The sequence below is a fragment of the Acidiphilium sp. PA genome (assembly GCF_026191915.1).
GTDB lineage: Bacteria > Pseudomonadota > Alphaproteobacteria > Acetobacterales > Acetobacteraceae > Acidiphilium.
In genome coordinates, this window is sequence record NZ_JAIMBY010000001.1 from 134,733 (window position 1) to 151,603 (window position 16,871).

At 65.1% G+C, this 16,871-nt stretch carries 10 protein-coding genes; 5 read left to right on the top strand and 5 right to left on the bottom strand.

Annotated features, from left to right (window positions below):
• Position 1 precedes the first annotated feature (1 nt).
• A complete protein-coding gene (locus tag AruPA_RS00695; RefSeq protein ID WP_265634195.1) occupies positions 2-4,018 on the bottom strand; it encodes a glycosyltransferase in 4,017 nt (1,338 codons plus the stop codon).
• A gap of 554 nt (positions 4,019-4,572) precedes the next feature.
• Here AruPA_RS00695 and kdpF point away from each other — a divergent pair.
• Genes kdpF through AruPA_RS00715 form a run of 5 tightly spaced genes read left to right on the top strand, consistent with a single transcriptional unit; the run spans position 4,573 to position 11,632 of the window.
• A complete protein-coding gene (gene kdpF, locus AruPA_RS21745) occupies positions 4,573-4,659 on the top strand; it encodes a K(+)-transporting ATPase subunit F (protein ID WP_408858564.1) in 87 nt (28 codons plus the stop codon).
• A gap of 1 nt (position 4,660) precedes the next feature.
• The gene (gene kdpA / locus AruPA_RS00700) at positions 4,661-6,358 is read left to right on the top strand and encodes a potassium-transporting ATPase subunit KdpA (RefSeq protein WP_265634196.1); all 1,698 of its coding nucleotides are present in this window, start codon (positions 4,661-4,663) and stop codon (positions 6,356-6,358) included.
• A 14-nt stretch (positions 6,359-6,372) separates the two neighbouring features.
• On the top strand, positions 6,373-8,409 hold the full coding sequence (gene kdpB / locus AruPA_RS00705; protein WP_265634197.1) for a potassium-transporting ATPase subunit KdpB: 2,037 nt from the start codon (positions 6,373-6,375) through the stop codon (positions 8,407-8,409).
• Positions 8,410-8,422: 13 nt separating this feature from the next.
• The gene (kdpC, locus tag AruPA_RS00710) at positions 8,423-9,022 is read left to right on the top strand and encodes a potassium-transporting ATPase subunit KdpC (protein ID WP_265634199.1); all 600 of its coding nucleotides are present in this window, start codon (positions 8,423-8,425) and stop codon (positions 9,020-9,022) included.
• A gap of 9 nt (positions 9,023-9,031) precedes the next feature.
• Positions 9,032-11,632: a DUF4118 domain-containing protein gene (locus AruPA_RS00715; RefSeq protein ID WP_265634201.1), complete on the top strand. Its 2,601-nt coding sequence runs from the start codon at positions 9,032-9,034 to the stop codon at positions 11,630-11,632.
• Positions 11,633-11,645: 13 nt separating this feature from the next.
• Here AruPA_RS00715 and AruPA_RS00720 read toward each other — a convergent pair whose 3' ends face one another.
• The 4 genes from AruPA_RS00720 to AruPA_RS00735 all read right to left on the bottom strand — a co-directional run bounded on the left by AruPA_RS00720 (position 11,646) and on the right by AruPA_RS00735 (position 16,862).
• Positions 11,646-12,635 carry a fatty acid desaturase gene (locus tag AruPA_RS00720; RefSeq protein ID WP_265634202.1) on the bottom strand — a complete coding sequence of 330 codons (990 nt, stop codon included), beginning with the start codon at positions 12,633-12,635 and terminating at the stop codon, positions 11,646-11,648.
• A 125-nt stretch (positions 12,636-12,760) separates the two neighbouring features.
• Positions 12,761-14,725 carry a sigma-54-dependent Fis family transcriptional regulator gene (locus tag AruPA_RS00725; RefSeq protein ID WP_265634204.1) on the bottom strand — a complete coding sequence of 655 codons (1,965 nt, stop codon included), beginning with the start codon at positions 14,723-14,725 and terminating at the stop codon, positions 12,761-12,763.
• Positions 14,726-14,737: 12 nt separating this feature from the next.
• A complete protein-coding gene (locus AruPA_RS00730) occupies positions 14,738-16,369 on the bottom strand; it encodes a molecular chaperone GroEL (protein ID WP_265634207.1) in 1,632 nt (543 codons plus the stop codon).
• Between the two features lie 127 nt (positions 16,370-16,496).
• Complete coding sequence (locus AruPA_RS00735) at positions 16,497-16,862, bottom strand: MmoB/DmpM family protein (RefSeq protein ID WP_029310484.1); 366 nt, start codon at positions 16,860-16,862, stop codon at positions 16,497-16,499.
• Positions 16,863-16,871 lie beyond the last annotated feature (9 nt).

Genomic DNA, 16,871 nt, shown 5'->3' on the forward strand with positions numbered 1-16,871 from the left:
CTTACGCCGGTTCGCAAAGATTGGAGCGCCGTGACAGGTTCGGATTATAATACGGGTCGCGCGCTATGATCGTTCGCCAGCGATGGGAAAACCGCTCAGTATCCACCGAGTCGGCCGCGTTACGTGGTGCGCTCCGCGATTCGAAATGGCGCAAGCGCGCGAACGGCGTGTAGACAACGCGCTGGCCCGCTTCGAGCGCACGCAGACAGAAATCGACATCGTTGAAATCGATCGGATAACGTTCGTCAAATCCCCCGATCCGATCGAACAGCTTGCGCCGGAACGCCATGAAGGCACCGGTCACTGCAGCGTAATTGCGCATCACATGGGTAAAGCCGTTGTAGCCGATATAGGTGTCCTCGGTGCCACAGAACACGTGACCTGCGGCGCCATGCAGGCCGAGCACGATCCCAGCATGTTGCACGGTGTCGTCAGCATACAGCAGCCGACCACCGACGATGCCGACACCGGGAAGTTCCAGTGGTTCAAGCACGCTCTCGAGCCAGCCTTCCTCCAGCGCCTCCATGTCATCGTTCAGCAATACCACCCGTTCGGTTGTGGCCGACGCCACCGCGAAATTGGCCTTTGCCGCGAAATTGAAGGGCGCACCGCCGCGGCGGTGCAACAGCACATCGATCCGGCGATCGCGCTTGGCGAGAACCTGTGCCATAGCCTCGCCGCCTTCATCGATCACCAGAACCAGCCTGAATTCGGCGCGTGTAGTATATTTCAAGATCGTATCGACAAAACGTTCGGCGTAGCAGACGCGTCTCACTCCGGCCCCCGCGGGTTGCTGGGCAAAGCGGGTGAGGACAAGCAGCGTGACAGGTTCGCCCGGCAACGTCGGGCGCACGCGATAACTGCCGGTAAAGACGCCTGGCTCGACGGTGCCACGGACGCCAAGACGTTCCAGATGTTCCGCAACCGCCCTGCGACCGGCAGATTCCGCTTGCGGCTTGGCCGCGGATGTTACGGCGGTCGACCCATCAGCCATCCGCCAGTGATACAAAGGCGCCGGAACATGGTCGAACTGCACCCCCGCACTGGCGGCACGCAACGCGAAATCATGGTCCTGTGCGCCATCGAATGCGCTGCGATAGCCGCCGAGTTCCAGGAACCGCGACTTTCGTACACATAGACAATGAAGCACGTACATCACGCTCATCAGATGTTCCGGCGCAAAATCGGGCTTGTAGTAATGATCGCCGCGCCGGCCATCCGGGAAGATCTTGTCCTCGTCGCAATAGAGCAGATCCGGTGCGGACGCCGCCGCGATGCGAGCCGCATACGATTCCAGAAGGCGTGGCGCGATCCGATCGTCGTGATCGACCATGACGACATATGGCGCCGACGACAGCATGACCGCCTGATTGGTCGCCGCCGATATACCGCCATTACGGTCGGTGAATATCACTCGTACCCGGCTGTCGCGCCGTCGAAGCTCACGTAACGCGCCAAGCGTTGCAGGATCGCTCGAGTGATCGTCTGTAATGCACCATTCCCAATTCGAAACCGTCTGCGCACACAAATCGGCGTAAAGCTCTTCAAGCCAGACCGGATTGGTATTGTAGGTCGGGGTAATGATCGAAAATTGCGGCCGTACCAGGTCTTCGGCCACGTGCCGCGGCGGGGTTCGACCAGACATGATATGAGGCAGGGCAAGGGTTTCGTCGCGCGGCGACGTGATGACCGGCAGAAAGCGGCTGACATCGAGGCCGAAGGCACATCGCTGTTCAAGCAGGTCGCGCAACGCCTTGCCGACAGTCGCCGCCGATAAAACGTCCCCGACAGCGCGACAGGTCTCAACGAGGGCCGCACGCGCGCGGGCATCCCGTTTGGGAAACTGCAACAAAGTCGCGACGATCGCATCAATATCAGGCTCGAACCAGATCGCGTGGGCCCGGTACGGTCCACGTTCGGTGCCGACTTCGGCCCTTCGGCCGGGAATGAGCAGCGGATAATCCGGACCGAGCAACTCGGTCGCACCGGCGTAATCCGACACCAGCGCAGGCACCCCAAGCACGAGCGATTCGAATATATTCAGCCCGAAGCCCTCGCTGCGATGGGGCGAGATATAAAGGTCAGCGGCCGACTTCAGCATCAGCAGATTGGGGCGGTCGAGCACCGCATCGATCACCATCGTATCCGCGGGCATATCCTCGAGTTCGCCGCCCCCGGTGTCGCGTGAATGGGTTTTCAAGACGAACAGGAACGCGCCAGGCGCCTGTGCCGTGACACGCTGGACGACCGCCCGAAATACATCAATACCCTTGCGCGCGGTGTAGGATGACGCATCCATCACGAACAGCACCACCGTCCGGGGCCGGTCGGATTGGCGTCGCGCCTTTTTGGCGCTTTGGATTGCCTTCACCCAATGCGAGGGTTCAGCCCGGTCCCGCTCCGCCAGCAAAGCCGCACGATCGACCACGTAGGGAATTGTTTCGATGCTCCGCGCAGTGACCGCAGCGAAAGCGTCCTTGCAGAAAACGCTGGGCGTTATGATCAAATCGAACGCACCCAGCACAGCATTCCACTCCGGGCGGGAGACCGGCATTTCCCAGACCCAGGCGCCGATATTGATCCGGTGGTCAAACAGCGCGCTTCCGTAACTATCGAGCAGCGTCGCGACGTGATCGGGGTTCAAACAGATAAAATTATGGCCAAATCGTAACCGTGTCGGGTCGAACAGGTCGAACGTACCGCCCGGCCGCGTCGCGCCCGTCACGTCGTATTCATCGACCGTGATGCCCGCGGCGCGCATGGCGTCCCGGTAGCCGCGCGCCGCGGCGCCGAGACCGCTCGGCGCCGAAAGCGCGCCGAACAAATTGACACCACCGACTTCGAATCGTCCCAGATCCTCGAGATGCAACGGCCGCGCCGCGAATAGATTGGTGCCCGGCGCCAATCGTTGTTCCCGCAGGCCGTGGTCGCGCCAATGACCCTCCAGCGCCGCGTCGGTTGGATAGTCATGCAGATCAGGGTTGGCACGCCGGTAACCTTCGGCATCGAACTGCGCATTGACCTTCGCCGGTGCCGTAACCCGCCACAATGATTCATCGATAATCGCCCGCCCGGCAGCCGCCGGTTGCCGATAGAGTACCGATGCCGTTTCAGCAGCGGTCGCCAGACTGACCTTCCGCGTGGCACGCGGCCGGCCCGCCAGCGCCGTTCGCAGGGGAATATCGCGCGATCGGGTCGCGACATCGGCAAGCGCCGGATGCGGCAACCGGCCTTCCGCATCGCCCACAACAAGAAAATGGTCGAGACCTGACCGGATGACCCCATGCCGTTTAAGCGTATGAACATCCGGATAGACGGTCAGGTAGAAATGTTCGTCGAACCACCAGAGCCGATCGCCGATCGCCTGGCTTTCCGCAAGAACGAAGCTTCGCTCGGCCCGGCGAGCCTCCGCAGGATCAGGATTGTCGATATCGAAATCCGGCAGCGTTCCCGGCCGGACGGTTTCATCGGTTTCGGCGAAATGGGCGAACCCCGAAGTGATGCGGCCCGCTTCAATCGCTGCGGCAACCTCAGGATTGGCGGCAAGATAATCCGGTTCGGAAAACACGCCATTGGGCGAGACCCGTTCGCTCCCGACGATGTCGATGTAGAACAGAAAGAGCTCATAGGCATTCAGGTTGACGATCTGTGGAAAGCGGGTTTTGTATAGTTTCACGAACGCCCACGGATTGAACCATGTGTTCGGAACGAACCGCTCGCTCTCGGGCAGATCGAAGTAGGCGCGCACCGCGGTTTGTCCGGCGACATGCAGCGAGAACGACCGCGCAAGGCGATGGCGGACATAGTGCAGATCGAACTCAAGTGAAGGCAACCGCCCTTCCGCCGCACCAAACTCCCAGAAATGGCGTTCGACATCAAACAGCGGGTTCGATTTCACGATGTCTTTGATGTCTGGATATTTATTGACGTAATAATGTCGGCGGAACACAAAATCCGGGATTTGATTGCCATCGGCCTCTTTGGCCACCGGCGAGAATCGAACCGGTAGATCGGCCACATTGAAATCCGGCCCCGTCTCGCCCGCGATAACGAGCGGCCGTTTGTCCGTCGATTTGGTCGAAGCTCTCTTAACAATATTGCGTTCGGTTGGTGGCACGGATCTTTGATCAGCGAGCGCCATCAGGATGAAAACCTTTCTATGCCAAGGGAGTCTACGCCAGCAGCACACTTCAAGGATGTGCCGCCCTAGGTTGTATCAAAAACGACATTTTGTCCAAGAAAATTTTTACAACATTAAATTTTTAGTAAAAAATATTGAAACTGTCCAGACATCTCAATTCGCTTGCCTAGGTCACGGGCCAAACCGAAACGCGATAAATTTTATGCGGATTTAATGCGGCGGACGAAAAATCAGCATCTCGCTTTTATGCGCAACCGCCGATGGTGAGTGCCTCGGCCACATGCCCGCGCAGCGATCAATCGCGCGCAGGCCTTGCCGGCCGCATGGAAACAAGGAGCCCGACATGTCCGATAGTATCCCGATCCTGCTCACGGCCGCCGTCTTTGCGCTGTTCTTCGCCTACGTAACGATCTGCGCAAAAGTCTGATCACATGGTCGAACTGGTACTGGCCGGCGCCGTGGCGCTTGGCCTTGCGATCTATCTGGTCTGGGCGTTGGTCCGGCCCGAGGATTTTTGACATGACCACCCACGGCAGTCTCTACATCGCCCTCGTCCTGGTCCTGGTGCTCGGCGCGGCGTTTCCGCTCGGTGCCTATATGGCACGGTTGTTCGAGGGCAGACTCCGGTTGCTCGCGCCGGTCGAGACCGGCATTTACCGGATTTGCGGCATCGATCCGACGCGTCAAATGACCTGGGCGGCCTATGCCGTCGCCCTGCTGATCCTCAGCGCGCTGCATTTCATCCTGCTCTACGCCATCCTGCGCCTGCAATATTATCTGCCGTTCAACCCGCAGCACATCGCCGGCATGGCGCCGATGCTCGCCTTCAACACCGCCGCCAGTTTCACCACCAACACCAACTGGCAGGCCTACGCGCCCGAGAGCATGATCTCGAACGGCGCGCAGATGTTCGGCCTTGTCGTGCATATGTTCATCAGCGCCGCCGCCGGCATCGCGGTCGCGGCCGCACTGATGCGCGCCTTCGCCAGCGGCGGCCTCAAGACACTCGGCAATCTCTATGTCGATATCGTGCGGATCACCCTGTATCTGCTGCTGCCGGTCGCGCTGATCGCCGCAATCCTGCTGCTGGTCGCCGGCATCCCGATGACATTCGATGGCTTCGCGACGATCCATACCTTGGCCGGCGGCACGCAGACCATTGCGCGTGGCCCGATCGCCCTGCAGGAGGCGATCAAGGAACTCGGCACCAACGGCGGCGGCTTCTTCAACGCCAATTCGGCCCATCCGTTTGAAAACCCGAACGCGCTGACCAACCTGTTCGAAATCTGGCTGCTGCTGGTGATCGGCTTCGCCCTGCCGATCGCCTTCGGTCATCTGATCGGGCGCAGACGCGAAGGCATCGCCCTGTTCACGGCCATGGCGCTCATCCTCGGTCTCGCGATGGCCGGTGACTACGCCGCCGAAGCCGCCAACAACCCCATCCTGGTCCACGCCGGCATCATGGCCCGCCCGGGCAACATGGTCGGCAAGGAGATCCGCTTCGGCATCGCGCAATCAACCACCTTCAACACCGCCGCCACCGGCACCTCGACCGGCGCGGTCGACGCCGTGACCGACAGCGACACGCCGCTCGGCGGCCTGATCCCGCTGTTTCTGATGCAACTCGGTGAAATCGCGCCAGGCGGCGTCGGCTCAGGTCTGTACGGCATGGTCCTGTTCGCGCTGCTCGCCGTGTTCGTCGCCGGGCTGATGGTCGGGCGCACGCCGGAATACCTCGGCAAGAAGGTGCAATCCAAAGAGATCAAGCTCGCCATGCTGGCGGTCCTGATCCAGACGCTGTTCATCCTCGCCGGCACCGGATTTTCCCTCCTGACCGGTTCCGGGCTCGCCTCGCTCGCCAATGCCGGGCCGCATGGCCTGACCGAGATGCTCTATGGCTGGACCTCGGCCACCGAAAACAACGGCTCGGCCTTCGCCGGCCTGTCGGCCAATACGCCGCTGCTCGACTATGGGCTCGGTCTGGCCATGCTGTTCGGCCGGTTCGCCGTGCTGATCCCGGTCCTGGCAATCGCGGGTTCGCTCGCGCTGAAGCCGAAACTGCCGCAATCGACCGGCACCTTCCCGACCGATGGGCCGCTGTTCACGGGCCTGCTGATCGGCGTGATCGTCATTCTGGGTGGCTTGCAGTTCATGCCGGCCGACACGCTGGGCCCGCTCGCCGAACATTACCTGATGCTCTCCGGCAAGACCTTCTGACACAGAGAAAAACCATGTCCCATCAAGCCGATACGATCGGTCTGTTCGATCGTGCCATTCTGCGCCGCGCCACCGGCGATGCGGTGGTGAAACTCGACCCGCGCCGGTTGATCCGCAATCCGGTGATCTTCACCACCGAAATCGTCGCGCTGCTGGTCACCGTGGTGGGTCTGCACAAAATGGTCATCGGCCAGCCTGCGGCCTTCTCGCTGGTCATCGCGGTCTGGCTGTGGATCACCGTGCTGTTCGCCACCTTCGCCGAAGCCGTGGCGGAGGGCCGCGGCCGGGTGCGGGCCGATGCGCTGCGGCGCGCCCGGTCCGACACCATGGCCAAGCTGATCCTCGATCCGCGCGACCGCACCCTGTTCAAACCAACCCCCGCGCCCGAGTTGCACAAGGATGATCTGGTCCTGGTCGAAGCCGGCGACATCATCCCCTCGGATGGCGACATCATCGAAGGGATCGCGAGCGTCAACGAAAGTGCAATCACCGGCGAATCCGCCCCGGTGATCCGCGAAGCCGGCGGCGATCGCTCGGCCGTCACCGGCGGCACGCAGCTAGTGTCGGACGTCCTGGTCATCCGCATCACCGCCGAACCGGGCTCGACCTTCCTCGACCGGATGATCGCCCTGGTCGAAGGTGCCGAACGGCGCAAGACACCAAACGAGATCGCGCTCGATATCCTGCTCGCCGGCCTGACCCTGATTTTCCTGATCGCAGTGGCGACCCTCCCTGGATTTGCCGCCTATTCGCACACCCATCTGTCGATCGCGGTGCTCGCCGCCCTGTTCGTCTGCCTGATCCCGACCACGATCGGCGGTCTGCTCTCCGCCATCGGCATCGCGGGGATGGATCGTCTGATCCGTTTCAACGTGGTCGCCACATCGGGCCGCGCCGTCGAAGCCGCCGGCGATGTCGATGCGCTGCTGCTCGACAAGACCGGCACGATCACCTTCGGCAACCGCATGGCCAGCGCGATCTATCCGGTGCCGGGCGTCGATGAGCGGACGCTGGCCGAGGCGGCGGCCGTCGCATCGCTCGGTGACGAAACCCCGGAAGGCCGCTCGATCGTAACGCTGATGCGCGACCGCTATCAGATCGAAACCGGACTGCCGATGACCGCAACATTGGTGCCGTTCAGCGCCAACACGCGCGTCTCCGGCATCGATGCCGGCGGCCGATCCTGGCGCAAGGGCGCGGTCGACTCGGTGTTGCAGCTCACCGGCAGCCCACCGCCCGCCGCATTCACCGACGCCGTCTCGCGCATCGCCCGCGCCGGCGCGACGCCGCTCGCCCTGGCGGTCGACGGCCGGTTGCTCGGCGCGATCGAACTCAAGGACATCGTCAAACCCGGCATCAAGGAGCGTTTCGCCGATCTGCGCCGCATGGGCATCCGCACCATCATGGTCACCGGCGATAACCGCGTCACCGCTGCCGCCATCGCCGCCGAAGCCGGGGTGGACGACGTGATCGCCGAAGCGACGCCGCAGGACAAGCTCGGCTACATCCGCAAGGCACAGGAGGAAGGCCGCCTGGTCGCGATGTGCGGCGACGGCACCAACGATGCGCCGGCCCTGGCCCAGGCGGATGTCGGCGTCGCGATGCAGACCGGCACCCAGGCCGCGCGCGAGGCCGGCAACATGGTCGACCTCGACAGCGATCCGACCAAGCTGATCGAAATCGTCGAAATCGGCAAACAATTGCTCATCACGCGCGGTGCGCTCACGACTTTTTCGATCGCCAACGACATCTCGAAATACTTCGCCATCCTGCCGGCGATTTTCGTCGCCCCCTACCCGGGTCTGCAGGCGCTCAACATCATGGGCCTGACCTCGCCCGAAAGTGCGATTCTAGCCGCGGTGATCTTCAATGCACTGATCATCGTGGTGCTGGTGCCGCTCGCCTTGCGCGGCGTGACGTTCCGCGCGGTCGGCGCGGCCGCGCTGCTGCGCCGCAACCTGCTGGTCTATGGCCTCGGGGGCATCATCGCCCCCTTCGTCGGGATCAAGGCGATCGACATGATCCTCACCGCCTTTCACATCTTTACCTGATCGGACCATCGCCATGCGACGTGAAATCCGCCCCGCGCTCTCGCTCGTCCTGCTGTTCACCCTCGTGCTCGGTGTCGCGCTACCCGCCGCCTTCACCGGCCTTGCCCAGGCGGTGCTGCCGTTCCAGGCCAACGGCAGCCTGCTCGAACGCAACGGTCAGATCATCGGCTCCGCGCTGATCGGTCAGAGTTTCGCCGGCCCCACCTGGTTCACCCCGCGTCCCTCGGCCCTGACCGGCACCGATGCCGCGGGCAAGACCATCGCCACCCCGTACGACGCCGCGGAATCCGGCGGCTCATCCTCAGGCCCGACCAACGCGGGCATGATCGCCCGCGTCAGATCCCGCATCGCTGCCTATCGAAAGACCTATGGTCCCGGCCCGGTGCCCGATGACGCCGTGACCACCAGCGGCTCCGGCCTCGATCCCGACATCTCGCTCGAAAACGCCCTACGCCAGGCGCCCGCCATTGCCGCCGCGCGCAAACTGCCGGCCGCCACAGTGACCGCACTGGTCAACCGCCTCGCGGCGCACCGCCTGTTCGGCGTCATCGGCACCGATCATGTCAACGTCCTGAAGCTCAACCTTGCCTTGAGCCGCATCGGCGCGCCATGATCGCGGCCCATGGCATCCCCGGATACCGACCACCGGCCCGATCCTGACGCCCTGCTGGCGGCGGCGGCCAGCGAGCATCACGGCCGGCTGAAAATCTTTCTCGGTGCCGCCCCCGGCGTCGGCAAGACGTGGGAGATGCTCGTCGCCGCGCGACAGAAACGCGACGAAGGCGTCGATGTGCTGGCCGGGCTGATCGAAACCCACGGCCGCGCCGAAACCGCCGCGCAGCTCCGCGATCTGCCGGTTTTGCCGCGCCGGCAGGTGCCATACCGGGGGCATGTGCTCGCGGAGTTCGACCTCGATGCCGCGATCGCGCGGCGCCCGGGTCTGCTGCTGGTCGATGAACTCGCCCATACCAACGCGCCCGGCCTGCGCCATACCAAACGCTGGCAGGATGTCGCGGATGTGCTGCAAGCCGGCATCGATGTCTGGACCACGCTGAACGTCCAGCATCTGGAAAGCCTGAACGATCAGGTCGCCCGCATCACCGGCGTGCGCGTGGCGGAAACGCTGCCGGATACGGTGCTCGGCCTCGCCTCGGAAATCGAACTGATCGATCTGCCGCCGGCGGAATTGCGCGTCCGCCTCGAACAGGGCCGCATCTACCGGCCCGATCTCGCCCGCCGCGCCCTCGATGGGTTTTTCCGCGCCGGCAATCTCGCGTCGCTGCGCGAAATGGCGCTGCGGCGGGTCGCCCAGCATGTCGATCGCGACATCGCCAGCTACATGCGCGCCCGCGCCATCGCAGGTCCCTGGCCCGCCGCCGAACGCGTCATGGCGGTGGTCGAACCCGGTCCCGCCGCCGAACAAATCGTCCGCCACGCGGCCCGCCTGGCCGATGCGCTCCGCGCGCCCCTGCTCGCCTTTCACGCGGAAACCGAAGTCGGCGGCGGTGTCCAATCCGCCCTCGACCTCGCGATTCAGCTCGGCGGCACGGTCGAGACCAGTACCAACGCCGATGCCGCGGCCGCCGCGCTCGATGCGGCCGCGCGCCACAATGTCGCGCATATCGTCGTCGCGCGCGGACCCGCCGGCCTCTGGCGGCCACGCGCGCTCTCGGCCCGGCTCGGCCGGCGGGCGCGCGCCTATTCGCTGCATGTCGTGCCCGATCCCGCGGCCCGGCCCGCCGTACCGAAATCGGCCAAGCCGCGCGCCAGCCTCACACCCTACGCGATCAGCCTGGGCGGCATGGCGCTGGCCACCATACTCGGATTTCTGTTGCGTGATCAGGTGCCGCATGATGCCATGGGTTTCGTCTTCACCGGCATCGTGGTGGTTATCGCAAGCCGGTATGGGCGGCGCCTCGGCCTGTTTGCCGCCGTGGCGAGCTTCCTGCTGTGGAATTTCTTCTTTCTGCCGCCGGTCTTCACCCTGTCGGTGGGCGATCCGCGCGACGTGGTGGCGCTGATCGTTTTCCTCGCGGTCGGCCTGCTCACCGGCTCGCTCGCCGGGCGCGTGCGGGTCGAGGCGGAAGCGGCACGCAGCCGGGTCGATGCGCTGCGGCGCGTCGCGCTGTTCGGCCGCACCCTCGGCCGGGCCGTCGACGAGACCAGCCTGCGCACCGCGATCGAAACCGAAGCCGCCGCCCTGGCCGACCGCGCCGTGTTGCTGATGGCGGTGCGCAACACGCTGGCCGTCGACCCGCAACTCGATGAACCAGCGCAGGCGGCCGCGGCATTCGCCTATGCCAATCGCGTCGCCACCGGGGCCGGCACCATCACCCTGCCCGCCGTGCCCTGGCGCTTTCTGCCGCTCGCGACCGAAGCCGGCGTGCTCGGCGTGCTCGGCGTGCAACCGAGGGCGCCGATCACCGAACCCCTGGCCCAGGCGCTGGCCGCGCTGGCCGATCAATCCGCCATGGCGACCGAACGGCTGCGCCTCGCCGCCCGCGCTGCCGAAGCCAACGCCCAGGCATCCACCCAGAAGCTGCGCACCGCGCTGCTCTCGTCGCTGTCGCATGATTTGCGCACGCCGCTCACCAGCATCCGGGGCGCCGCCGAAACGCTCGCCGGTTCAGCCGGCAGTCTGAACGAGTCCATCCGCGCCGATCTGCTCGCCAGCATCGTGCAGGACGTCGGCCGGATGACCCGCTTCCTCGCCAACATCACCGGCATGGCGCGGATCGAGACCGGTGAGATCGTCGCCCGCCGTGAAGCCGTCGACCTCACCGCGTTGATCGAGGCCGCCATCGCCCGCGTGCCGGAAGCGTTCCACGCCGCGGTCAATCTGCCGGGCAATGCGCGAACGGTCCTGGCCGATCCGGCGCTGCTCGAACAGATTGTCGTCAACCTCCTCGAAAACGCGATCAAATATGCGCCGGACGGCTCGTCGATCACCATCCGCAGCGCGCTTGAGTCCAGCATGATCGCCCTGTCGGTGGCCGATGAAGGCATCGGCATCGATGCCGCCGACCTGCCCCATGTGTTCGACAGTTTTTTCCGCGCGGCCCGCGGCGACCGGATTGCCCCCGGCACCGGCCTCGGCCTCGCCATCGCGCGCGCCTTCGTGGACGTCATGGACGGCACGATCACCGCAACCTCGCCCCGCCCCGACCGGCCGCGCGATGCGCTGCCGGGTACGGTCGTGACGCTGCGCCTCCCCGCGCCGTAGCCCGATCGGCGGATCAGCCGGCCTGTGAACCGAACGGCACCAGCTTGCGCCGTTCCGTGTCCCACAACGCCAGGCGGGCGCATTTAAGGCTGGCCCGGAAGGTGAGCCGTGGCGCCTGCTGAAACGCCGGGTTCGCCTCGTGGCAGGCGCGCAGCCGGTAGTTCGGAATGCGGCTCGACAGGTGATGGATGTGGTGAAACCCGATGTTGCCCGTCATCCAGTGCAGCACGCGCGGCAGATCATAGAACGAGGCACCGGCGAGTGCGGCGGTCTGAAAATCCCACTGCGGCCGCGATTCCCAATACGCATCCTCGAACTGATGCTGGATATAGAACAGCCAGACCCCGATGGTCGCGGCCAGCAACGTGACCGGCAGCCACCCGCACAGCACGGCGATCGGACCCAAGGTCACGATCAGCGTCACCAGCATGGCCGCGAGTGCCGCGTTGGTGCCGAGCACGCTCAGCCAGTCCCGCCAGCGGCGCCGCGGATTGCCGGTGGGGATGCGGTTGCTGATCAGAAACAGCCACACCGGTCCGAGCCCGAACAGCACGGCCGGATGGCGATACAACCGGTATTGCAGCCGCCGCCAGCGCGGCAAAGCCTGATATTCCGCAATCGTCAGCGTCGTGATATCGCCGACCCCACGCCGGTCCAGATTACCGGTATGCGCGTGATGAACCGCGTGCGACGCGCGCCACGCGGTATAGGGCGTCAGCGTCAGCACGCCGAGCAGCAGGCCAACCGCGTCATTGGCCCAGCGCCGCGAAAAAAATGAGCCATGGCCGCAATCGTGCTGAAACATGAACAGACGTAACAGCAGGACGCCGCCGATCGGAAACAACAGCATGCCCGCCCAATACCCGTGGTCGAGCGCCACCAGCATCAGCCCCATCACCGCGATGAACGGCACCAGGGTGGTCGCCAGTTGAAACAAGGCAAGACGCGTATCCGGTTTCAGGTATGGCGCGATCATCGCGCGCCAGGAGACATCTGATGACATGGGATATTCGATACATGAAGGGTGAAGATGAGCGGAGGCATTCAATCGGCTGGACGGTAACCGCTTCTGCCCGGTCTTTGGTTAATGTGCGGCCCATCATAAAGCAGGATGCCCCCGCTTGTCGATCAGTGCGAACCCGCCCGCCCCAATCGGCGGTGCAACGTGCTGCGCGACACGCCGAGCAGCCGCGCCGCCCCGGAGATGTTGCCCCCGGCGGCCTCGATCGCGCGATGCATCGCCTCCGCCTCGATATCGACCAGCCGGCCCGAGGCGGGCGCGTCATCGGCCGCACCCCCCCGCATATCGAGCGGAATTTCATCGATCCCAACGTCCGCGCTCTCCCCCGCGAGCAGCAGCGATTCGACCAGATTGCGCAGTTCACGCACATTGCCCGGCCAATGATAGGCGCGCAGCACGGCCAATAGCGCCGGGCCGAACCGGCGGGGCGGCACGCCGTGCCGCGCCGCCACGCTGGCGTTAAAATGCTCGATCAGCAGATCGACATCGCCGCTCCGCGCGCGTAACGGCGGCACGGTGATCGAGGTCACGTTGATCCGATAGAACAGATCCCGCCGAAACCGCCCCGCCGCCACCTCGTCGCGCAAATCGCGGTTGGTCATGGCGACCAGCCGGACCGCGACCTTGCGCGGCGTGGTATCACCGAGCCGATAAATCACGCCCTCCTCCAGCGCCCGCAGCAGCAGCGGTTGCAATTCGAGCGGCAGTTCGCCGATCTCATCGAGGCACAACGTGCCGCCGTCGGCGAGCTCGAACCGCCCCGGGCGGCCATCCGCCGTGGCACCGGTGAACGCGCCTTTGACATGGCCGAACAATTCGGCGCCGATCAGATCTTTCGAAGCCGCGCCGCAATTGAACACGACGAAGGGCGCCGAGAAATCAAGACTGCCGTGCATGGCCCGCGCGAGCAACTCCTTGCCCACACCGGTCTCGCCATGGATCAATACCGGCACACGGTGCCGTGCGAGCTGTTCGGCCCGCCGGGTTGCCTGCAGCATGGCGGCGCTGGCCCCGATGATGTGATGAAACGCGCTGCGGCTCGCATCCGCCTCAGACCCCGCCGGCGGCGCCGCGAGTTTGGCGGGCCGGTTGCGGGCCGGCACCACGATCATCGCCCCCACGGTACGATCATCGAGCACCACGGGGTCGAACGCGCCGTCCGCGCGCAAAGGCTCGGGCATCCGGTCGAACCAGCGCTCCACCGGCTGATCGGGATCGAAACCGGCCAGGGTCTCGCCAAGCCCCGGCAACGCGCCTTTGCCGTTGGAATAGACGATCCGCCCGCTGCGATCGATCGCGAGCAACTCGGCGTTGCCGATCATCGGCATGCGCTGAAGGCAGCGTTCCAGCAGGCGCACCCGCTCGCGCCCGCTGCGTTCGGCAAGCGCGGTCTCGATCTGGCGCGCGGTCGCCACCGCAAGCGAAAGATTGCCGCGCTGGTAGGTCGAGGGCGGACCCGAAATATCGACCACGCCGAGAATCCGCCCGCTCCCCGGTTCGCGGACCGGCGCGGCCGCACAGGTCCAGCTTTTGATGCCCTCGCAGAAATGCTCGGTGGCGTGCACCTGAGCCGGCTGGCCGGTTGCCAGGGCCGTACCGATCCCGTTGGTGCCAATCACATCCTCGCGCCAGTGCCCCCCGGCGACTAGGTGTATCCGCTCGCCCTGCCCCAGCGTGCGATGGTCCCCCACCGCTTCGAGCACGATCCCGTCGGGATCGGTCAGCAGCATCATGCAGTTCGAACCGGCGAACACATCGGCGATCCGCTGAAACAGATCACGCGAGGCCGCGATCAGGTCGCGGTTGCGATGGCGCAGGGTCAGGATCGAATCGCCCTGTGCTGCGATCGGTGCGGCCCGGCCGGTCGGATTGACGCCGAGGGCCAGGCTCCGCTGCCAGGACGAGACAACAACATGGCCCAGCGGAATCGCTGCCTCAGGTTCGCCGGTCAGAAACCGCTCCCACGCCCACATCGCATCCCGGTCCGGCAGCGCCTCGGCACGCGTCGCCAGGTCCGTGCGCACCCGCGTCCGGTCAGCGTCGATCGGCTCGTTGATCCGCCGTTTCGGCAATCCAGCCTCCGGTCATGCCCTCCCGAGCAACTCGGCGCCGCCGCCCAGCGCAGGGCCCGCCGTCGGGTCGTCGTAATCGGGTTTATCCGCGATCAGCGTATGCGTGGTCAGGATCAGGGACGCCACCGAAACCGCATTGCGTAGCGCGCTGATGCTGACCCGCACCGGATCGATGATGCCGGCCGCCTCCATGGCCACCATCCTGCCGCTCCGCGCGTCAAGTCCGGTGCCCGGCAGCGCGGCCGTCACCTGCGCCACCATCGCCTCGGCGTCGAAGCCGCTGTTGGCCGCAATCGCCGCCAGCGGCGCGGTCAGCGCATCGCGCAGCAGCAGCGCGCCGGCCCGCGCGCCGTTCAACAGCTTCGCGTTCGTGTTCAAACTCGGCGCGATCTGCGCCAGCGCCGTGCCGCCACCGGCCACCACGCCCTCGGCAATCGCCGCGCGCGCGGCTGCCAATGAATCCTCGATCAGCTGGGCATGGCGCTTCTGCGCCACCGGCGTCGCACCGCCCGCCATGATCGTCGCGGTGCCACCCGAGAGCTTGGCAAGACGCTGTTCGAGCTTGTCGCGATCGATGTCGTTGGGCGCCAGATCGACCTGGCGGCGCACCTGCTCGCGCCGTGCCGCGATCGCGGCAAGATCGCCGCCGCCGCCCGAAATCACCGTCATGCCCGCGCCGACGCGCACCTGCCGCGCACTGCCCAGATCGGCGCGGCTGGCATTGGCGATCGTGCCGCCCAGTTCACGCGCAATCACGCGCCCGCCGGTGATGATCGCGATATCCTCGAGCATCGCCTTGCGCCAATGGCCATACTCGGGCGGATGAATGGCAGCGACCGGCACGCCGCCCGCACGGTCCGCCAGCAGCGCCATCACCGCGGCCGGTGCCACCTCCTCGGCGATCACCAGCAGCGGCTGGTTGCTCGCACCCACCAGCGCGCGGATCTGTTCGATCTCGGCGGCGGTGGTGATTTTCAGGTCGGTCATCAGGATCAGCGGATCGTCGAGCACCGCCTGCATGCGCTCCACATCGGTGACCATGTGATGGGAAATATAGCCGCGGTCGAAGCCCATGCCGTCAACCACATCGAGCATCGTCTCCACCGTCGCGCTGTTCTCGACGGTGACGATCCCCTGCGGCCCGGCCCGCTCGATCGCCTCGGCCACCAGCGCGCCGGTCGCCGCATCGTTCGCGGCGATCGTCGCCACCGCCCGCATCTCGGCCGCATCGCGCAGCGGCCGGGCACGGGCGCGCAGGGCGGCGATCACCTCCTCCGCCGCCGCCTCGATCCCGGCGACGAGTTCCACGGCATTATCGCCCGCCGCCATCCGCGCGAGGCCCTTCTGCACCAGCGCATCGGCCAGCACCGTCGCGGTCGTGGTGCCATCGCCCGCCTCGAGATTGGTCTGAGCGGAAACCTCGCGCAGGATCTGCGCCCCCATGTTCTCGAACCGGCACGCAAGCTCGACCTCGGCGGCGATCGAGACGCCATCACGCGAGACCATCGGCGTGCCGATCGGCCGGTCGATGATCGCGTTCATGCCGCGCGGCCCCATGGTGCCACGCACCGCCCGGGCCAGTTGCGCGACGCCACGCCCCAGCGCGGCGCGCGCGTCATCGTCGTGGAGCATCATCTTGGCCATGCGTTTCCCTTTTTATTATTGGTAGAAAGCGCTTCTTTTCTGTAAAAGAGAAGCAAAAACGTCGTCGGATCAGGCCGGTGCCGTCATTGCAGGCGGCACCGGCCAGGCGATCAGTCGTCGTCGGGGATCAGTCGTATTTGATGTATTCCATCGCCTCGTCCATGTCGCCGAACAACACAACGGTGTTGTCATCGACCATCACCATGCGGCCATAATGGGTCGAGGTGGAAATCTCGAACAGATAAGGCGTCATGACACGGCCGAGTGCTTCGGAAATCTCGTCCATCTTGAACGTCATCTTGCCTTCGCCATCGATGCGGATGAGCGCCGGCTGGTAGGTCACCGAAATGCCCGGCTTTTCAGCCATCACATCGGCAATCGCGCGGGCTTCGACACTGTCGTTCATGGTCACGCCGCACTGGTGCGAAATCGTGCCCTCGAACTGCATGTCCTTCATCGATTTGAAGATCGTCGCGGTATGAGCTTGAGCCATGGGGTCTAT

What these genes read in the sequence shown, in the direction of transcription:
- kdpF (WP_408858564.1), top strand. Translation starts at nt 4,573, where the DNA reads ATGGTCGAACTGGTACTGGCCGGCGCCGTGGCGCTTGGCCTTGCGATC.
- kdpA (WP_265634196.1), top strand. Translation starts at nt 4,661, where the DNA reads ATGACCACCCACGGCAGTCTCTACATCGCCCTCGTCCTGGTCCTGGTG.
- kdpB (WP_265634197.1), top strand. Translation starts at nt 6,373, where the DNA reads ATGTCCCATCAAGCCGATACGATCGGTCTGTTCGATCGTGCCATTCTG.
- kdpC (WP_265634199.1), top strand. Translation starts at nt 8,423, where the DNA reads ATGCGACGTGAAATCCGCCCCGCGCTCTCGCTCGTCCTGCTGTTCACC.
- AruPA_RS00715 (WP_265634201.1), top strand. Translation starts at nt 9,032, where the DNA reads ATGGCATCCCCGGATACCGACCACCGGCCCGATCCTGACGCCCTGCTG.
- AruPA_RS00720 (WP_265634202.1), bottom strand. Translation starts at nt 12,635, where the DNA reads ATGTCATCAGATGTCTCCTGGCGCGCGATGATCGCGCCATACCTGAAA.
- AruPA_RS00730 (WP_265634207.1), bottom strand. Translation starts at nt 16,369, where the DNA reads ATGGCCAAGATGATGCTCCACGACGATGACGCGCGCGCCGCGCTGGGG.
- AruPA_RS00735 (WP_029310484.1), bottom strand. Translation starts at nt 16,862, where the DNA reads ATGGCTCAAGCTCATACCGCGACGATCTTCAAATCGATGAAGGACATG.